Origin of the sequence: Mycobacterium sp. E183 (assembly GCF_001667735.1) — a bacterium.
In the GTDB taxonomy this organism is placed as follows: domain Bacteria; phylum Actinomycetota; class Actinomycetes; order Mycobacteriales; family Mycobacteriaceae; genus Mycobacterium.
Map to the genome: position 1 here is coordinate 42,430 of NZ_LZJN01000084.1, position 21,054 is coordinate 63,483.

At 70.6% G+C, this 21,054-nt stretch carries 1 protein-coding gene; it reads left to right on the forward strand.

Annotation, left to right across the window (positions count from 1 at the left end):
* Positions 1-21 precede the first annotated feature (21 nt).
* On the forward strand, positions 22-21,054 hold a 21,033-nt coding region (locus A5691_RS08640; protein ID WP_068266527.1), incomplete at its 3' end, for a non-ribosomal peptide synthetase.

The window sequence follows — 21,054 nt, forward strand, 5'->3', positions numbered from 1 at the left end:
GAAGGGTTTTGGGGGGACTTAGTGGAACGCAGTGACCGGGCACTACCGCTGACGCGAGCGCAGCTGGACATCTGGCTCGCTCAGCAAACGGGTCACTTCGATGTCGCGTGGCAACTCGGCGTGCTCGTCCGGATCGAGGGCACGATCGACCGCGGTCTGCTGGAGCAGGCGATGCGCCACGTGGTGGGCGAGGCCGAGAGCCTCAGGGCCCGCTTCTTCGAGGCGGACGGGCAGGTCTTTCAGCGGGTGATCGACGACCCGGACGTCGATCTGGTCTTCGACGACGTGAGCGGGTCCGCCGATCCCGAGGGCGAGGCCCGCGAGCGGGCGTCGGCGATCCAGCGCACGCCGATGCCGCTCACCGGTCCGATGATGAACTTCTACCTGTTCCAGACGGCACCCGATGAGTACTACTGGTTCACCTGCTGTCATCACATCGCGATCGACGGAATGGGCATCGCGCTGATCGGCCGCCGCATCGCGGCCGTCTACTCCGCGCTCGCCTCCGGCACGGCCGTATCTCCGGCCTTCTTCGGTTCGGTGCAAGATCTCGTCAGCGGCGAGTCGGAATACGCGGCATCCGCGGATTACCTTGCCGACGAGGCCTATTGGAACGAGCACCTGCCGACGGGCGCCGAGCCGGACTATCGAATGACCCAGTTCGCCGGCGACCGGGACCCATACGCCCCCTCACCGCCTGTCCAGTTGGACTCGTCGGTGCTCGGCGCGATCAAACAACTGTCCAAGTCGCTGGGTGTCCGCCGGTCGTCGGTCCTCACCGCCGCCTGCGCACTCCTGGTGCGGGGGTTCCGCGCCGACAATTCCGACGAAGTGGTGCTCGACTTCCCGGTCAGCCGCCGGCTGGACCCGGAGTCGAAGACCCACCCCGGCATGCTCGCCGGGGTGGTGCCGCTGGTCTTGAACGCGTCGCCCCTCCTCACCGCCGCCGAGTTTCTCAAACAGGTCGATACGCGGTCGCGGGAGGCGTTGCGGCACCAGCGTTTCCCGGTGCACATGCTCGGTGGCGACGGCGGCTTCCGTGGCGCACCGCAGGCATCCAACCGGGTGGTCGTGAACTTCGTCCCGGCCCGGATGACCCTCAGCCTCGCCGGTGTGCCGGCGACCGCGACGTACACGACCTTTGGCCCGGTGGGCCACTTCGGGCTGTTCTTCCTCGGGTTCGGCGATCAGCAATTCCTGAGCACGGTGGGTGTCGGACAGCCCTTCTCGAACTTCGACGTCTCGGACTTGGCGAGCCGGTTGCAGCGGCTGTTGGTGGCGATGGCGGCCGATCCGGCACGGTCGTTGTCGACGGTGGATGTTCTCGATGAGGCTGAGCGGTCTCGGCTGGATGTGTCTGGTAATCGGGCCGTTTTGAGCGGGCCGGTGCCGGGTCCGGTGTCGGTGCCCGGGTTGTTTGCCGCGCAGGTCGCCCGCGGGCCGGGGGCGGTGGCGGTCTGCGGTGGTGGGGTCTCGGTGTCGTACCGGGAGTTGGATGCGGCCTCGAATCGGTTGGCGCGGTATCTGGTTGACCGGGGTGTGGGTCCCGGTTCGGTTGTGGCGCTGCTGTTTTCGCGGTCGGCCGAGGCGATCGCCGCGATGTTGGCGGTGCTGAAGACCGGGGCGGCGTACCTGCCGATCGATCCGGTCTCCCCGGATTCGCGGATCGGGTTCCTGCTGGCCGACGCCAAGCCGGTCGCCGCCCTGACCACCGCGGAACTGGCCGGGCGGCTGGCCGGGCATGGGGTGGCGGTCATCGATGTCGATGATGCGCGCCTCGACGAGCTCCCGGATGCGGCGTTACCCGAGCCCGACGCCGACGGATTGGCGTATCTGATCTACACCTCGGGTACCACGGGTGTGCCCAAAGGTGTTGGGGTCTCGCATCATAACGTGACGGCGCTGATCGGGTCACTGGATGCGGGGTTGCCGGCGCCCGGGGTGTGGTCGCATGCGCATTCGCTGGCCTTCGACGTGTCGGTGTGGGAGATCTTCGCCCCGCTGTTGCGCGGGGGCCGGGTGGTGGTGGTCGACGACGACACCGCGCGCGCGCCGGAAGACTTGCACGCCGTCCTTGTGGCCGAGGGCGTGAGCGTGTTGACCCAGACACCGTCGGCGGTGGCGATGCTCGACCCCACGGGCCTGGACGGGGTGGCGGTGGTGTTGGCCGGGGAGGCTTGCCCGCCCGAGGTGGTCGATCGGTGGGCGTCGGGACGGGTGCTGGTCAACGCCTATGGGCCGACCGAGACCACGATGTGTGTGGCGATCAGCGCGCCCCTGCAGGCCGGGTCTGGGGTGGCGCCGATCGGCTCGCCGGTGCCCGGTGCGGCGCTGTTCGTGCTCGATGCCTGGTTGCGCCCGGTGCCCGAGGGCGTGGTCGGGGAGCTGTATGTGGCCGGATCCGGTTTGGCCACTGGATATCTCGGCCGGGCCGGGCTGACCGGTGCGCGGTTTGTGGCGTGTCCGTTCGGGGCGCCGGGGCTGCGGATGTACCGGACCGGGGATCTGGCGTGTTGGGGTGGCGATGGGCAGTTGCGCTACCTGGGTCGCGGCGATGAGCAGGTCAAGGTCCGCGGGTATCGCATCGAGTTGGGTGAGATCCAGGCCGCGTTGAGCGCGTTGGACGGGGTGGGGCAGGCGGTGGTGATCGCGCGTGAGGATCGCCCCGGTGACAAGCGTCTGGTCGGTTACATCACGGGCGCGGCCGACCCGGCGCGGCTGCGGGCAGAGCTTTCCGAGCGGTTGCCGGCGTTCATGGTGCCCGCCGCGATCGTGGGCCTGCAAGCCCTGCCGCTGACCGCCAATGGCAAGCTGGACATCCGCGCGCTGCCGGCCCCCGAATACGGCGCCGACCGCTACCGCGCCCCGCAGAACCCGACCGAAGAGATTCTCGCCACCGTCTTCGCCGACGTCCTGGGCCTCGACCGCGTCGGCATCGACGACTCCTTCTTCGAACTCGGGGGCGACAGCATCCTGGCGCTGCAAGTGGTCTCGCGAGCGCGGGCCGCAGGCCTGACGTGCCGCCCGCGGGACGTCTTCGTCGAGCAGACCGTCGCCCGCCTGGCGACCGTGGCCGGGGTGGCCGACGGCGACACCGCCGCGGCCGACGAGGGCCTCGGACCGGTGCTGGCCACCCCGATCATGCGGTGGCTGCGCGAGATTGGTGGTCCGATCGCCGAGTTCAACCAGACGATGGTGCTCCAGGCGCCCGCCGGCGCGACCGAAGCCGACGTCGCGGGAGGGCTGCAGGCCGTCCTCGACCGGCACGCCATGCTGCGGCTACGCGTCGAGGGCGACGGCGACGACGGGTGGTCCCTATGGGTGCCCGACGCGGGCGCCGTCGACGCGACCGCGTGCCTGTGGTCGGTGGACGTGCTGTCCGATGAGGCCTTGGTGGAGACGCGGTCGAGGCTGAACCCCGCCACCGGGGCGATGCTCAGCGCGGTGTGGGCCGCCCCCACGCGACAGCTCGCGTTGGTCGTTCACCACCTGGCCATCGACGGGGTGTCGTGGCGAATCCTGTTGGAGGACTTGAACATCGCCTATGCCCAGGGGCGGGGCGGCCAGCCGGCCGCGTTGCCGGTGGGCGGGACGTCATACGCGCGGTGGGCAACGCTGCTCCGCGAACACGCCCGCCGCCCGGAGGTCGTAGACCAGGCGGGCGCCTGGAAGCGGATCGCGGCCACACCGTCCGCCTTGCCGGCGGTGCGGCCCGGGGACACCTACGCCACAGCCGGGCATCTGTCGGCGTCGCTGGACGTAGAGGACACCCGGACGCTGCTCGGGGAGGCGCCGGCGGCATTCCACACCGGCGTGCAAGACATTCTGTTGATCGCGTTCGGGTTGGCGTGCGCGGAGTTCCTGGGCCCCAACCTTTCTGCCCGCGGGCCGGTTGGCATCGACGTCGAGGGCCACGGCCGCCACGAGGAAGTCGCGCCCCACGTGGACCTCTCGCGCACGATCGGCTGGTTCACCACCAAATACCCGGTGTCGCTGACGGTCGGCGGGCCGGCCTGGGCCCAGGTGCGGGCCGGCGACCCGGCGCTGGGAAGCGTGATCAAAGACGCCAAGGAACAACTCCGCGCTGTGCCGCACCCGCTGACGTGGGGCGTGCTGCGCTACCTCAACGATGACGTCGAGCTGGGCGGCGCCGACCCGACGATCGGGTTCAACTACCTCGGCCGCCTCGTCGCCGGAACCGAGCTCTCCGATGGCTTGTGGCGGCTGCACCCCGAGAGCCTGTCCCTGACGGCGGTCGCCGCGGCGATCCCAATGCCGTTGGCGCACACCGTCGAACTCAACGCCGGCACCATCGACACCGACAGCGGCCCGCAGTTGCACGCCGATTGGACGTGGGCGACGTCGGCCCTCACCGAAGGACAGATCGGCCGGCTGAGTCAGCTGTGGTTCGAAGCCTTGTCCGGCATCTGCGCGCACGTGCGGGCCGGGGGCGGCGGTCTGACGCCATCGGACATCGCGCCCACCCGGCTGAGCCAATCGCAGATCGACGAACTCGGCCGGCGATACGACCTCGCCGACGTCTTGCCGCTGACCCCACTGCAGCAGGGCCTGCTCTTCCACTCCAGCACCGCCCACGGCGATGACGACATGTACGCCGTGCAGCTGGATTTCACGCTCACCGGCCCCCTCGACCCCGACCGCCTGCACGACGCGGTGCGCACCGTGATCCACCGTCATCCGCATCTGGCCGCCCGGTTTTACGAACGGTTCGACGAGCCGGTGCAGATCATCCCGGCCAATCCCGTTGTGGCGTGGCGATTTGTCGAGCTCGACACCGACGAGCAGATCGAGCGCCTATGCGCGGCCGAACGCGCCGCCGTCGGGGACCTGGCCGACCAGCCGCCGTTCCGGGTGGCGTTGATCCGCACCCGGGAAGACCGGCACCGGCTGGTGCTGACCAACCACCACATCGTGCTCGACGGGTGGTCGCTGCCGATCCTGCTGCGCGAGATCTTCACCAGCTACTACGGGGAGCGGCTGCCCGCGGCCGCGCCTTATCGCAGCTTCGTCACCTGGCTTGCCGATCGGAACCTCGATGCCGCCCGCGACGCCTGGGCTCAGACGCTCGCCGACTTCGAGACGCCGACGCTCGTCGGCCCCAAGGACCGGTTGGGGCAAGGGCGGCGCGGCACCCAATCCTTCCGCGTGCCCGAGGAAACCACCCGCGCCCTCACCGAACTGGCCCGCGCCTGCCACACCACGGTCAGCACCGTGCTCCAGGGCGCCTATGCGCTGCTGCTGACCTCGCTGACGGGTCGGCACGACGTCGTCTTCGGCACCCCGCGATCCCGGGTGGGCCAGCTCGAGGTGGCCGGCGCGGAATCGATGGTCGGCTTGCTGATCAACACGGTGCCGGTGCGGGCGAACATCACCGCGACCACCACCACCGCGGACCTGCTGCGCCAGCTGCAGGACGACCACAACGACACGCTCGAGCATCAACACCTGGCGCTCAGCGACATTCACCGCGCCACCGGCCACGAGCAACTGTTCGACACCCTCTTCGTCTACGAGAACTACCCGATCGGCGACGGCATGCAGTTGGGCCCCGACGGGTTGGCCATCGCCGAGTTCACCAACCGCGAGTACAACCACTACCCGCTGACGGTGGAGGCCCTCCCGGGCCGCCAGCTCGGCCTGCACGTCGAGTTCGACGCGGACGTGTTCGACACCGCGGGCATCGAGGCGCTCGTCGAGCGGTTCCGGCGGGTGCTGGCAGCGATCACCTCCGATCCGACCCGGCGCCTGTCGTCTATCGACCTGCTGGATCGCGCAGAGCGCGATCTGGTGCTGTCGCGGTTCTCCGGCGCGGGTGTGGCCGCGCCGGTCGGTGTGGCGCCACAGCTGCTCGCGGGGGCGGTGGCCGCCAACCCGGACGCGCCCGCGGTGGTCGACGGTGCCGGGACGCTGTCCTATGGCGAGCTCGACGAGTGGTCAAACCGGTTGGCCCGCAAGCTGATTGAGACTAGCGTTGGTCCGGAACGCGCCGTGGGCGTGGCGATGGATCGCGGTCTGGAGTTGGTGGTCGCGTGGTGGGCCGTGGTCAAGGCCGGCGGCGTGCATGCGCCGGTGGATCTGGACCATCCCGTCGAGCGCGTCGCCACGGTGCTGGACGCCGCGGGGGCGGTGTGCGTGTTGGCCTGCGGCGCCGACGACGTGGCCGGTGCCGGCGCGCGCCCGGTGGTCCGGATCGACGAGTTGTCGGGGTACTCCGCGGAAGCGATCGCCGACACCGAGCGGCTCGCGCCGCTGACGGCGGCCAACACCGCGTACGTGATCTTCACGTCGGGTTCCACCGGCACGCCCAAGGGGGTGGCGGTCAGCCACGCCGGTCTGTTGGGTTGGGCTGCGGCGGAACGCGATGTGCATGGGCTGCAACCGGACACGCGACTGCTCATGGTGGCCTCGCCGACGTTCGACGCGTCCGTCGGCGAAATGGTGATGGCCGCCGGGTCGGGCGCGGCGCTGGTGGTGGCGCCGCCGGGGGTCTACGCCGGGGAGCCGCTCACCGCCCTACTGGAAAGCCAGCGGGTCAGCGCGGCGTTCCTGACCCCTACGGTGCTGGCATCCCTGGACCCGGCCCGGCTGGACGGGTTCGACACGCTGATGGTCGGTGGAGAGGCCTTTTCGCCGGAGCTGGTGGCCGCGTGGGCGCCCGGCCGGCGCATGTTCAACGTCTACGGCCCCACCGAGTGCACGATCTGGCTGACCTCCAGCGCGCCGCTGTCGGCGGGCGGACCGATCCGGATCGGCGCTCCGATTCCGGGCGTGTCCGCTCTGGTGCTCGACGCCTGGCTTAACCCGGCGCCGGTCGGGGTGATGGGGGAGCTGTACCTGATCGGGCCCGCGCTGGCGCACGGCTACGTGGGTCGGGTGGAGCTGACCGCGGAACGGTTCGTGGCCAATCCCTTTGGCGCGCCCGGGTCACGGATGTACCGCACCGGCGACCTGGCCCGCTGGACGCCCGAGGGAACCCTGGACTACCTGGGGCGCGCCGACACCCAGATCAAGCTGCGCGGGCAGCGCATCGAACTGGGCGAAATCGAGAACACCCTGCTGGCCTGCCCACAGGTAACCCAGGCCGCCGTCACCGTGCAGGACAGCGCCACCGGCACGCAGCTGGTCGCCTACGTCACCCTCGACCACAACACCACGGCCGACGACGACGCCGAGAACGTCCAAGAGTGGCAGCACCTTTACGACGACCTGTACGGCGCCGACGGCGAGTCCGGCTTCGGCATGGATTTCCGTGGCTGGAACAGCAGCTACACCGGCGACCCGATCCCGCTCGAGGAAATGGTCGAGTGGCGTGCCGCCACGGTGGAACGGATCATGGCGCTGCGACCGCGGCGAGTGCTCGAGATCGGCGCGGGCTCGGGATTGCTGCTGTCGCAGATCGCCCCGCAGTGCGATCAGTATGTCGCCACGGACTTTTCGGCCGCGGCGATCGAAAACCTGGCCCGCTCGTTGGAGCAATTGCAGCTCCCGTGGCGCGACCGGGTTCAGCTGCTGACCCAGCCGGCCGCCGTCACGGACGGGCTGCCGCGGGGCTCTTTCGACACCGTCATCCTCAACTCCGTCGTCCAGTACTTCCCCAACGCGGGATATTTGGCCGGCGTCATCGACGCCGCGATGGAACTGCTCGCGCCGGGCGGGGCGGTGTTCATCGGTGACGTCCGCAACCACGCCCTGCAGAGCGCATTCCAGACCGGCATCGCGCTGGCCCGTACGGATGCCGGCGCCGGCGACGCCGCCGAGATCCGCCAGCGCGTCCGGCACGCGATGCTCGGCGAGACCGAATTGCTTTTGGCGCCCGAGTTTTTCACCAGCTGGGTCGGCGGTCACGAATCCGCGGGTGGGCTGGACATCCGGGTCAAGCGCGGCATGGCCGACAACGAACTGAACCGGTACCGCTACGACGTCACCATCCACAAGGCTCCCGCACCCCTTCGCTCGGTGGCCGGCGCGCCCGTCTGGGCGTGGGCGCAATGTGCGGGCCTGGACGCGCTGCACGACAGGCTGACGTCGGAGCGGCCCGCCGAGGTCCGCGTCACCGACATCCCGCACGTGGGGGTGATCGCCGACGTCCGTATCGAATCCGCGCTCGCCGCGGGGCTGCCCATCCCCGAAGCGTTGGCCCAAGCCGGCGCGATCACCGGCGCCACCGTCGCGGAACGATTGCATCGCCTCGGCGAGTCCGCCGGATATCACGTCGCCGTCACCTGGGGCACCCAACCCGGCACGCTCAGTGCGGTTTTCACCGACTCCGATGTCCGGCTGACCGACGTCTACCTGCCGCCCGCCCGGGCCCGGCAACGCACCAGCTACGCCAACGACCCGCACGCCAACACCAAGATCGCCGCGGTGCGCGAACGGATCAGCGCGTGGCTGCCCGACTACATGGTGCCGTCGCACATCGTGGCGCTCGAGGAATTCCCGCTGACCTCCTCGGGCAAGCTCGACCGCAAGGCGCTGCCCGCACCCGACTATCAGGACGCCGATCGTTATCGGGCCCCGTCGAATGCGGTCGAGGAGATCCTGGTCGGCATCTTCGGCCAGGTTCTGGGCCTGGAGCGGGTCGGGGTGGACGACTCGTTCTTCGACCTCGGCGGGGACTCGCTGTCGGCCATGCGCCTGATCGCCGCGGTCAACGCCAGCGTGAATTCCGACCTCGGGGTGCGCGCCGTGTTCGACGCGCCCACCGTCGCCGAGCTGGCCCGCCTCACCGGCGGGGAGGCCGCCCGGCTGGAGCCGCTGGTGGCCGGCGAGCGGCCCGAGCTCATCCCGCTGTCGTTCGCGCAGAGCCGGTTGTGGTTCATCGACCAGTTCCAGGGACCCTCGCCCATCTACAACGTCGCGGTCGCGTTGCGGCTGCGCGGACGCGTCGACGCGGACGCGCTGGGCGCGGCGCTGGCCGACGTCGTCGACCGCCACGAAAGCCTGCGGACACTGTTCGCGGTTCACGACGGCACCCCCCACCAGGTGGTGCTCCCCGCCGAACGCGCCCGATTGGGGTGGAACGTCGTCGACGCCCGGGGCTGGCCGGAAGGCCGGCTGCGCGAGGGCACCGATGCCGTCGCCGGCTACGCGTTCGACCTGGCGAACGAAATACCGTTACACGCGGAGCTTTTCACCACCGCCGACGACGACCATGTGCTGGTGGTCGTGGTGCACCACATCGCCGCCGATGGGTGGTCGATCGCCCCGATGGCCCGCGATCTGGGCGTCGCGTACGCAGCGCGGTGCGCCGGGCAGGCCCCGGAATGGGCGCCGCTGTCGGTGCAGTACGTCGACTACACGCTTTGGCAGCGCGCGCAATTCGGCGACCTGGACGACAGCCAGAGCCGGATCGCCGCCCAGCTGGACTTCTGGCAGGACGCGCTGGCCGGGATGCCCGAGCGCTTGCAGCTGCCCACCGATCGGCCCTACCCGCCGGTCGCCGACCACCGGGGGGCCCGGCTGGCGGTGGACTGGCCGACGGAGGTCCAGCAGCAGATCCGTCGGGTAGCGCGCGAGCACAACGCGACCAGCTTCATGGTGATTCAGGCCGCCTTCGCCGCGCTGCTGTCGAAGATCAGCGCCAGCGACGATGTGGCGGTGGGGTTCCCGATCGCCGGGCGCCGCGATCCCGCGCTGGACGAGCTGGTGGGTTTTTTCGTCAACACACTGGTGCTGCGGGTCGACCTGGCCGGCGATCCCACCTTCGCCGAGCTGCTGGCGCAGGTGCGACGGCGTAGCCTCGCCGCGTTCGAGCACCAGGATGTGCCGTTCGAGTTCCTGGTGGATCGGCTCAATCCCACCCGCAGCCTGGCCCATCATCCGTTGATCCAGGTGTTGTTGGGCTGGGAGAACTTCCCCGGCTATGACAGCAATCCCACCGCCACGTTGGCCCTCGGCGATGTCCGGGCCACCCCGATGCCGGTCGAAACCCACACGGCGCGAATGGATTTGACGTTCTCGCTGTCCGACCGCTGGACCGAGGCCGGCCAGCACGCGGGCATCGGCGTGACGGCGGAATACCGCACCGACGTTTTCGACGCCGACACCGTCGTGACGTTGATCGAGCGGCTGCACCGCCTGCTGGTGGCCGTCACCTCCGACCCGGGGCTGCGGATGTCGTCGGTAGACCTGCTGGATCCGGGCGAGCACGCCCGGCTGGAGAGGTGGGGCAACAGGGCAGTGCTGACCGAGCCGGCGACGCCGGTGTCGGTTCCGGAATTGTTCGCCGCGCAGGCGGCGCGCACGCCCGACGCGGTCGCCGTGGTCTGCGACGGCCGGTCCATGACATACCGGGAACTCGACGAGGCGGCCAACCGCTTGGCGCACCTGCTGATCGGGTGTGGGGCGGGCCCGGGTGAGCGTGTGGCGCTGCTCTTTTCGCGCTCGGCCGAGGCCATCGTGGCGATCCTGGCCGCGCTCAAATCCGGGGCGGCATACCTGCCGATCGACCCGGCGCTGCCGGCGGCCCGGATGGAGTTCATGCTTACCGACGCCGCACCGATCGCCGTGGTCACCACCGCGGCGCTGACCGAGCGGTTGCACGGGTTCGACCTGGCGGTCGTCGACGTCGGCGACCCCGCCCTGGACAGCCAGCCCGGCACGGCGCCACCGGCGCCCGCGCCCGACGACCTCGCGCACATCATTTACACCTCCGGGACCACCGGTGTCCCGAAAGGTGTTGCGGTAACCCAATACAACGTCGCGCAGCTGTTCGACTCGCTGCGGATCGGCATCGAGATGTCACGGGGGCAGGTCTGGACCCAGTTCCACTCCTATGCCTTCGACTTCTCGGTCTGGGAGATCTGGGGTGCGCTGCTGCACGGCGGGCGGCTGGTGGTGGTGCCCGAATCGGTGGCCCGCTCACCGCAGGAATTCCACGCCCTCCTGGTCGCCGAGGGTGTCACCGTGCTCACCCAAACCCCCTCGGCCGTGGGGATGTTGCCGACCGACGGGCTGGATGCGACCGCGCTCGTGATCGGGGCCGAGCCCTGCCCGCCCGAGCTGGTGGATCGCTGGGCGCCCGGGCGGGTGATGGTCAACGTCTACGGCCCAACCGAAACCACGATGTGGGCCTGCAAGAGCGCGCCGCTGGCGGCGGGATCTGGTTTCCCGCCGATCGGCGCACCGGTGACGAGGGCGGCATTCTTCGTGCTGGACGAATGGCTGCAACCGGTTCCGCCCGGGGTGGTCGGCGAGCTGTACCTGGCGGGCGACGGGGTCGGTGTCGGGTATTGGCGCCGATCGGGGTTGACGGCGTCGCGCTTCATGGCCTGCCCGTTCGGCGCACCGGGGACCCGGATGTACCGCACCGGCGACCTGGTGTGCTGGGGGCCCGACGGGCAACTGCGCTACCTCGGCCGTGCCGACGAACAGGTCAAGATCCGCGGCTATCGCATCGAACTCGGCGAAATCCAGTCCGCCCTGAGCGCTTTGGACGGTGTCGAGCAGGCTGTGGTCGTCCCCCGTGAGGACCGCGGCGACAAACGGCTGGTGGGTTACGTCACCGGGACGGTAGACGCGGGCAACGCCCGCGCCGCGCTGGCCGAACGGCTGCCCGCCTACATGGTCCCGGCCGCGGTCGTCGTCCTCCCGGCGCTGCCCATGACCGTCAACGGCAAGCTCGACACCCGCGCCCTGCCCGCCCCGGACTACCAGGACGCCGGCAACTACCGCGCCCCGAGCACGGCGGTCGAGGAGATCCTGGCCGGCATCTACGCCGAGGTACTCGGCGTCGAACGCGTCGGGGTCGACGACTCGTTCTTCGATCTCGGCGGTGATTCGCTGTCCACGATGCGCCTGATCGCGGCGATCAACAGCTCACTCGAGACCGAGCTGCCGGTGCGTGCCGTGTTCGAGGCGCCGACGGTCGCGCAACTGGCCCCCCGCATCGGCGAGACCGCGGGACGCCTGCAGCCGCTGGTCGCCTGCGACCGCCCGGCGGTGATCCCGTTGTCGTTCGCGCAGAGCCGGTTGTGGTTCATCCAGCAGCTGCAGGGCCCATCGCCGATCTACAACATGGCGGTCGCGTTGCGGCTGCGCGGGCGCCTCGACGCCGGCGCGCTGCGCGCGGCGCTGGACGATGTGGTGAACCGCCACGAGAGCCTGCGCACGCTGTTCCCCGCCCGCCACGGAACGCCCCAGCAGCTGGTGGTACCCGCCGAGGAGGCCGACTTCGGCTGGGAAATCGTCGATGCCACCGGATCCCCGGCGGGCGAGGTGGACGAGGCCATCGCGGCGACGACACGCCACACCTTCGACCTGGCCACCGAGACCCCGCTGCGCGCAAAGCTTTTCGCCCTCGGCGAGCGGGAACACCTGCTGGTGATCGTCGTGCACCACATCGCCGCGGACGGCCTGTCCCTCACGCCGCTGGCCGCCGACCTCAGTGTCGCGTACGCCGGCCGATGCGCGGGGGAGGCGCCCGGCTGGGCCGACCTGCCGGTGCAATACGTCGACTACACGCTGTGGCAGCGCGCCCAGTTCGGTGAACTGGACGACAGCCGGAGCCCCATCGCGGCCCAGCTGTCCTACTGGCGGGACGGGCTGGCCGGGATGCCCGAGCGGTTGCAGCTGCCCACCGACCGGCCCTACCCGCCCGTCGCCGACCAGCGCGGCGCCAGCGTCGTCGTGGATTGGCCGTCGGAGCTGCAGCAGCAGGTTCGCCGGGTGGCCCGCGAGCACAACGCGACCACGTTCATGGTGGTGCAGGCCGCGCTGGCCGTGCTGCTGTCGAAAGTCGGTGCCGGCTCGGACATTCCGATCGGCTTTCCGATCGCCGGGCGCCGCGACCGCGCCCTGGACGCGCTCGTCGGTTTCTTCGTCAACACGTTGGTGCTGCGCGTCGACCTGGCCGGCGACCCCACTTTCGCCGAATTGCTGGCACGCGTCCAGGCGCGCAGCCTGGAGGCGTTCGAGCATCAAGACGTGCCGTTCGAGTTGCTCGTCGAGCGGCTCAACCCGGCCCGCAGCCTGACCCACCACCCGCTGGTGCAGGTCATGTTGGCCTGGCAGAACTTCGCCGGCCACGACGATCCGGCCGCCGGTCTTGCGCTGGGCGACCTCGACGTCACCTCCGTGCCGGTCGACACCGAGTCCGCCCGGATGGATTTGGTGTTCTCCCTCGCCGAACGCTTCAGCGAGACGGGGGAGGCCGCCGGCATCGGCGGCCGGGTGGAATTCCGCACCGACGTCTTCGACGCCGACACCATCGAAACGCTGATCGCGCGGCTGCGGCGCGTCCTTTCGGCCATGACCGCCGACCCCGGCCGGGCGTTGTCGTCGGTGGATGTGCTCGATGAGGCCGAGCGGTCTCGGCTGGACGCGTTCGGCAATCGGGCGGCTTTGAGTGGGCCGGTGCCGGGGTCGGTGTCGGTGCCCGGGTTGTTCGCTGCGCAGGTGGCCCGCGCGCCTGGGGCGGTGGCGGTGTCGGGTGCGGGCCTGTCGGTGACCTACCGCGAGCTGGATGAGGCTTCGACCCGGCTGGCGCGCCAGTTGGTGGCCCACGGCGCGGGCCCGGGACGGATTGTGGCACTGCTGTTTTCGCGGTCGGCCGAGGCGATCGCGGCCATGCTCGCGGTGCTCAAGACCGGGGCGGCCTACCTGCCGATCGACCCTTCCTCCCCGGATACCCGGATCGAGTTCATGCTCGGCGACGCCGCCCCCGTGGTCGCGGTCAGCACCGCCGATCTGGCGGCGCGATTCGAGGGCCGCGGAGTGCCCGTGGTGGACGTCGACGATCGGCGCCTCGACACCGTGCCCGACACCGCCCTGGCGGAGCCGGACGCCGACGGGCTGGCCTACGTGATCTACACCTCGGGTACCACGGGTGTGCCCAAAGGTGTTGGCGTCACGCATCGTAACGTGACGCAGTTGATCGGCTCGCTGGATGGCGGGTTGCCGGCGCCCGGGGTGTGGTCGCATGCGCATTCGCTGGCCTTCGACGTGTCGGTGTGGGAGATCTTCGCCCCGCTGTTGCGCGGGGGGCGACTGGTTGTGGTGCCCGAATCCGTGGCGGGTTCACCGCTGGACTTCCATGCGGTGCTGCGCGCCCACGGCGTCAGTGTTCTGACCCAGACGCCGTCGGCGGTGGCGATGCTGGACCCGGCCGGTTTGGACGACGTGGCGGTGGTGATGGCCGGGGAGGCCTGCCCGCCCGAGGTGGTGGACCGGTGGGCGCCGGGGCGGGTGCTGGTCAACGCCTATGGGCCGACCGAGACCACGATGTGTGTCGCGATCAGCACCCCGCTCGTCGCGGGGTCAGGGGTGCCTCCGATCGGCTCGCCGGTGCCCGGTGCGGCGCTGTTCGTGCTCGACGGGTCGTTGCGCCCGGTGCCCGAGGGCGTGGTCGGGGAGCTGTATGTGGCCGGATCCGGTTTGGCCACTGGATATCTCGGCCGGCCCGGGCTGACGGCGTCGAGATTTGTCGCCTGCCCGTTCGGCGGGATTGCAACGCGGATGTATCGCACCGGCGATCTGGTGCGTTGGAACCGCGACGGGCAACTGCAATACTTCGGTCGCGCCGATGAGCAGGTCAAGATACGCGGGTATCGCATCGAGCTCGGTGAGATCCAGGCCGCGTTGAGCGCTTTGGACGGGGTGGGACAGGCGGTGGTGATCGCGCGTGAGGATCGCCCCGGTGACAAGCGTCTGGTCGGTTACATCACGGGCGCGGCTGACCCGGCTCAGCTGAGGGCGCGGCTTTCCGAGCGGTTGCCGGCGTTCATGGTGCCCGCCGCGATCGTGGGCCTGCAAGCCCTGCCGCTGACCGCCAATGGCAAGCTGGACACCCGCGCGCTGCCGGCCCCCGAATACACCGCCGGCCACTACCGCGCCCCGCAGAACCCGACCGAAGAGATTCTCGCCACCATCTTCGCCGACGTCCTGGGCCTCGACCGCGTCGGCATCGACGACTCCTTCTTCGAACTCGGCGGCGAAAGCATCTCCGCGATGGGTCTCGTCGCCGCCATCAACAGCAACCTCGGTGCCGGTGTCCCGGTCCGCGTGGTGTTCGAGGCGCCCACGGTGGCCCAGCTGGCGCTGCGGATCGACGAGGGCACGAACGGCCTGGAGCCCTTGGTGGCCGCCGAGCGGCCCGCGGTCATCCCGCTGTCATTCGCGCAGAACCGCTTGTGGTTCCTCGACCAATTGCAAGGCCCGTCACCGGTTTACAACATGGCGGCGGCGCTGCGGCTCAGTGGTCGCCTCGACGCGGACGCGCTGGGTGCGGCGCTGGCCGACGTGGTGGCGCGCCACGAGAGCCTGCGCACCCTGATCGCCGCGCCCGAGGGCACGCCCCAGCAGCTGGTGACCCCGGTCGAGAAAGCGGGCTTCGGGTGGTCGGTCGTCGACGCGGGCGCGTGGTCCGCCGGCCAGCTCGACGAGGCCATCGGCGCCACGGCGCGCTACACCTTCGACCTCGCAACCGAAATTCCCTTGCGGGCAGAGCTTTTCCGCATCGACGACGACGAGCACGTGCTGGTGGCCGTGGTGCACCACATCGCCGCCGACGGGATGTCGATCGCCCCGCTGGTACGCGACCTGGGCGTCGCGTATGCGAGCCGGTGTGCCGGACACGCCCCCGGCTGGGCGCCGCTGGCGGTGCAATACGTCGATTACACGCTGTGGCAGCGCGCGCAGCTCGGCGATCTCGACGACCGCACCAGCCCCATCGCCGCCCAGCTGGCCTACTGGGAAGGCGCGTTGGCCGGCATGCCCGACCGGCTTCCGCTGCCCACCGACCGGCCCTACCCGCTGGTCGCCGATCAGCGGGGCGCCACCGTGGAAGTTGACTGGCCGGCCGAGCTGCAGCGGCGCGTCGGCGAGCTGGCCCGCCAGCACAACGCGACGAGCTTCATGGTCGTGCAGGCCGCGCTGGCGGTGCTGCTCGCGAAGACGACCGCGAGTTCCGATGTGGCCGTGGGCTTCCCGATCGCCGGGCGGCGCGACCCCGCCCTCGACGAGCTGGTCGGATTCTTCGTCAACACCCTGGTGCTGCGGGTCGACCTGACAGAGCTGGGCGGCGACCCCACCTTCGCCGACCTGCTGTCGCAGGTGCGGCAGCGCAGCCTGGCCGCCTACGAACACCAAGACGTGCCCTTCGAGGTTCTCGTCGAGCGGCTCAACCCCACCCGAAGCCTGACCCATCATCCGCTGGTCCAGGTGATGCTGGCCTGGCAGAACTTCGCCGGGCAAGGCGGTGGCCCGGTCGCCGGGCTGACCCTGGGCGACGTCGAGATCACGCCGATGCCGGTGGACACCCAGACCGCCCGCATGGATCTGACGTTCTCGTTGGCCGAGCGCTGGAGCGAGGCGGGTGAGCCCGCCGGCATCGGCGGGACGGTGGAGTTCCGCACCGACGTGTTCGACGCGGACAGCGTCGAGGCGCTCGTCGGCCGATTGCAGCGGGTGCTGACGGCGATGACCGTCGACCCCACCCGATCGCTGTCGGCGGTGGATTTGCTCGACGCGGCCGAGCATGCCCGCCTCGACCAGATCGGGAACCGCGCGGCGCTGACCGGGCCGCCCGCCGCGCCGGTGTCCATTCCGCAGCTGTTCGCCGCGCAGCTGGCCCGCACGCCCGAAGCGGTGGCACTCGTGTGCGACGGCCGGTCCATGACCTACCGCGAACTGGACGCCGCGGCGGAGGGGCTGGCGCGCGTGTTGGCCGGGCGGGGGGCCGGCCCGGGACGGTTTGTGGCACTGCTGTTTCCGCGTTCTTCCGAGGCGATCGTGGCGATCCTGGCGGTGCTCAAGTCAGGCGCGGCCTACCTGCCGATCGATCCGGCGCTGCCGGAGGCCCGGATCGGCTTCGTGCTATCCGATGCCGCGCCGATGGCCGTCCTCACCACCGCCGACCTGGCCGACCGGCTCGTCGGGCACGACGTGCCCGTCATAGACGTCGGTGACCTGGAAGGCGGCGCCCAGCCGGACCCGGCGCCGACCGCGCCCGGCCCCGAGGACTTCGCCTACCTGATCTACACGTCCGGCACCACCGGTGTCCCCAAAGGCGTTGCGGTCACGCATCGCAACGCGACGCAACTTCTCGCGCGCATGGATGCCGGCCTGCCGCGCGGTGGGGTCTGGTCGCAGTGGCATTCCCTGGCCTTCGACGTCTCGGTGCACGAGATCTTCGGTGCCCTGCTGCACGGCGGACGGCTGGTCGTGGTGCCCGAGTCGGTCGCCCGGGCACCGGAAGACCTCCACGCACTGCTGGTGGCCGAACGCGTCGGCGTGCTGAGCCAGACCCCGTCCGCGGCGGCGATGTTGTCACCCGAGGGGCTGGAGTCGGTCACCCTGGTGGTGGCCGGCGAGGCGTGCCCCGCCGAGCTGGTCGACCGGTGGGGGGCGGACCGGACGATGATCAACGCCTACGGCCCCACCGAGGCCACCGTGTACGCGGCGGTCAGCGAACCCCTGACCGCGGCGTCCGCGGAATCGGGTGTGGTGCCGATCGGGTCACCGGTGCCCGGCGGCGCGTTGTTCGTCCTCGACGAGCGCCTGCGGCCGGTGCCCGTCGGCGTGGTCGGCGAGTTGTACGTGGCCGGTTCGGGTGTCGCCTGCGGCTACTGGCAGCGGGCCGGTCTGACCGCGTCGCGGTTCGTGGCCTGCCCGTTCGGCGGGGCCGGCACCCGCATGTACCGCACCGGGGACCTGGTGCGCTGGCGCGCGGACGGCCAACTGGACTACCTGGGCCGGGTGGACGAGCAGGTCAAGATCCGCGGTTACCGCATCGAGCTCGGCGACGTGCGCGCCGCCCTGGCCTGGCTGGACGGGGTGGAGCAGGCGGTGGTCGTCGCCCGCGAGGACCGTCCCGGTGACAAGCGCCTGGTGGCCTACCTCACCGGGCAGGCCGATCCGGTCGAGGTCCGCGCCGCGCTGGCGGAGCGGTTGCCGGCCTACATGATTCCCGCCGCCGTGGTCGCGATGCCGGCCCTGCCGCTCACACCCAACGGCAAGCTCGACACCCGCGCATTGCCCGCACCGGAGTATTCCGACGGCGAGCAGTACCGCGCCCCGGGCAACGCCGTCGAGGAGATCCTGGCCGGCATCTACGCCCAGGTGCTCGGACTCGACCGGGTTGGGGTGGACGACTCCTTCTTCGATCTGGGCGGCGACAGCATCTCGTCGATGCAAGTGGTGACCCGGGCACGGGCCGCCGGCCTGATCTGCCGCACGCGCGACCTGTTCGTCGAGCAGACCGTCGCCCGGCTGGCGCGGGTGGCCGAGGTGGCCGAGGCGGGCACCGGCGTGATCGACGAGGGCGTGGGTCCGGTGGCGGCCACCCCGATCATGCATTGGCTGCGCGGCGTGGACGGGCCGGTCGACCAGTTCAACCAGACGATGCTGGTGCAGGCCCCCGCCGCGGTGGGCGAGGCCGACGTGCTGGTGGTACTGCAGGCCCTGCTCGACCGGCACGGCATGCTGCGCCTGCGCCTCGACGACGAATGGTCGCCGACCGTGCCCGAGCCCGGTTCGGTGCACGCCCGCGACTGCCTGCAAACGGTGGGCGAGCTGTCCGACGCGGCACTCGTCGAGGCCCGCTCGCGGTTGAACCCGGCCGGCGGGGCGATGCTCAGCGCGCTGTGGGTGACCACCACCAACCAGCTGGCGGTGATCGTCCACCACCTGGCCGTCGACGGGGTGTCCTGGCGAATCCTGTTGGAGGACTTGAACATCGCCTGGGCCCAGCACCGGCTCGGGCAGCCGGTGGCGCTGCCGTCGACGGGGACGTCGTTCGCCCGGTGGGCTGCGCGGCTGGCCGAGCGCGCGGGCGACCCGGACATCCTGAACCACCTGGGCACCTGGCAGCGGGTGGCGGCCACCCCCGCGGCGCTGCCCGCGGTGCGCCCCGACGTGGACACCTTCGCCGCCGCCGGGCACCTGTCGGTGGAGCTGGACGCGGAAACCACCGGCATGCTGCTCGGTGAGGTGCCCGCGGCGTTTCACGCCGGCGTCCAGGACATCCTGCTCGTCGCGTTCGCTTTGGCGGTGGGGGAATTCCTGGGCGACACCCGCGCGCCGATCGGCATCGACGTCGAGGGCCACGGCCGCAACGAGGAGATCGGCCGCGACATCGACCTGTCGCACACCGTGGGATGGTTCACCGCCAAATACCCGGTGGCCTTGAACGTCGGAGGGCTGTCCTGGGCGAAGGTGGTCGCCGGTGATGCCGCGCTTGGCGCGGCCCTCAAGGACGGCAAGGAGCAGCTGCGCGCCCTCCCGGACTCGCTGACCTACGGGTTGCTGCGCTACCTGAACGCCGATGCCGCCCTGGACGGGGCCGACCCGACGATCGGATTCAACTACCTTGGGCGCCAAGGTGGTACGGCCGAGCTGTCCGAGGAGATGTGGCGACCGGTGCCGGGCTCGGTCACCGCAGCTGCGGCGGCCATCCCCATGCCGCTGATGCACACCCTGGAGCTCAACGCGGCCACCGTCGACACCGAATCCGGCGCGCACCTGCACGCCAACTGGACCTGGGCGCCCTCCGCGCTGGACGACGGGCAGGTCGGCCGGCTGAGCCGGCTCTGGTTCGAGGCCCTGGCCGGGATCTGCGCCCACGTGCGTTCGGGCGGCGGTGGATTGACGCCCTCGGACGTCGCGCCCGCCCGCCTCGACCAGAAGCAGATCGACCAGCTGCAGCGACAACACGACGTCGCCGACGTGCTCCCGCTGACCCCGGTGCAGCAGGGGCTGCTCTTCCACGCGAACACCGTCCGGAGCGCCGGCCAGGATGCCGGCGACCTCTACGCTGGACAGCTCGACATCAGCGTCACCGGGCCGCTCGATCCCGGCCGCCTGCGCGACGCCGTGCGCGACGTGGTCAGGCGCCACCCAAACCTGGTGGCCCACTTCGTCGATCGGTTCGGCGAGCCGGTGCAAGTCATCGCCGCAGAGCCCGCCCCGGCCTGGCGGTACATCGAGCTGCGCGACGACGTCGACGAGCAGATCCGGCGGCTGTGCGCCGCCGAGCGCGCCGCCGTGTGCGATCTCGCCAACCAGCCGCCCTTCCGGGTTGCCTTGATCCGCACCGGAATTGACCGCCACCACCTGGTGCTGACCAACCATCACATCGTTCTCGACGGCTGGTCGATGCCGATCCTGCTGGGCGACATCTTTTCCGCTTACTACGGTCAGCGCCTGCCCGCGGCCGCGCCCTACCGCAGCTTCGTCACCTGGTTGGCCGCCCGCGACCGCGACGCCGCCCGCGACGCGTGGGCCGAGGTGTTCGCCGGCTTCGACACCCCGACGCTGGTCGGCCGCCGGGACCGGCTGCGGCCGGGGGAGCAGGGCGTTCGGACGCTAGGGCTGCCCGCCGACCTCACGCGCGCAGTGGGCGAGCTGGCCCGCTCCTGCCACACCACCGTCAACACGGTGCTGCAGGCCGCCTACGCGCAACTGCTGTGCTGGCTGACCGGCCAGCACGACGTCACGTTCGGCACCACGGTCTCGGGCCGGCCGGCCGAGATCCCCGGCGCGGAATCGATGGTCGGTCTGCTGATCAACACCGTGCCGGTGCGGGCGAACATCACGCCGACCACCACCGCGGCAGGATTGCTCGAACAACTGCAGGGCGCCTACAACCACACGCTCGACCACCAGCACCTGGCGCTCAACGAGATTCACCGCATCACGGGTCAGGACCAGCTGTTCGACACCCTGTTCGCCTACGAGAACTACCCGATCGACGCGGCCGCCCTGTCCGGCAATCAGGAGCTGTCCATCACCGACATCGCCAGCCGGGAATCCACGCATTATCCGCTGACGATTCAGGCCCAGCCGGGCCACGAACTGCGCCTCCGCGTCGAATACGACGCCGACGTCTTCGACGCCCAGGCCATCGAAACGCTGATCGAGCGGCTGCGGCGGGTGTTGGTGGCCATGACCACCGACCCGCAGCGGCGCTTGTCGGCGACCGATGCCCTCGACGCCGACGAGCACCGCAGGCTCGATGACTTCGGCAACCGGGCGGTGTTGGCCGAGCCGTGGGTGCCGGTGTCGATTCCGGCGTTGTTCGGCGCGCAGGTGGTGCGT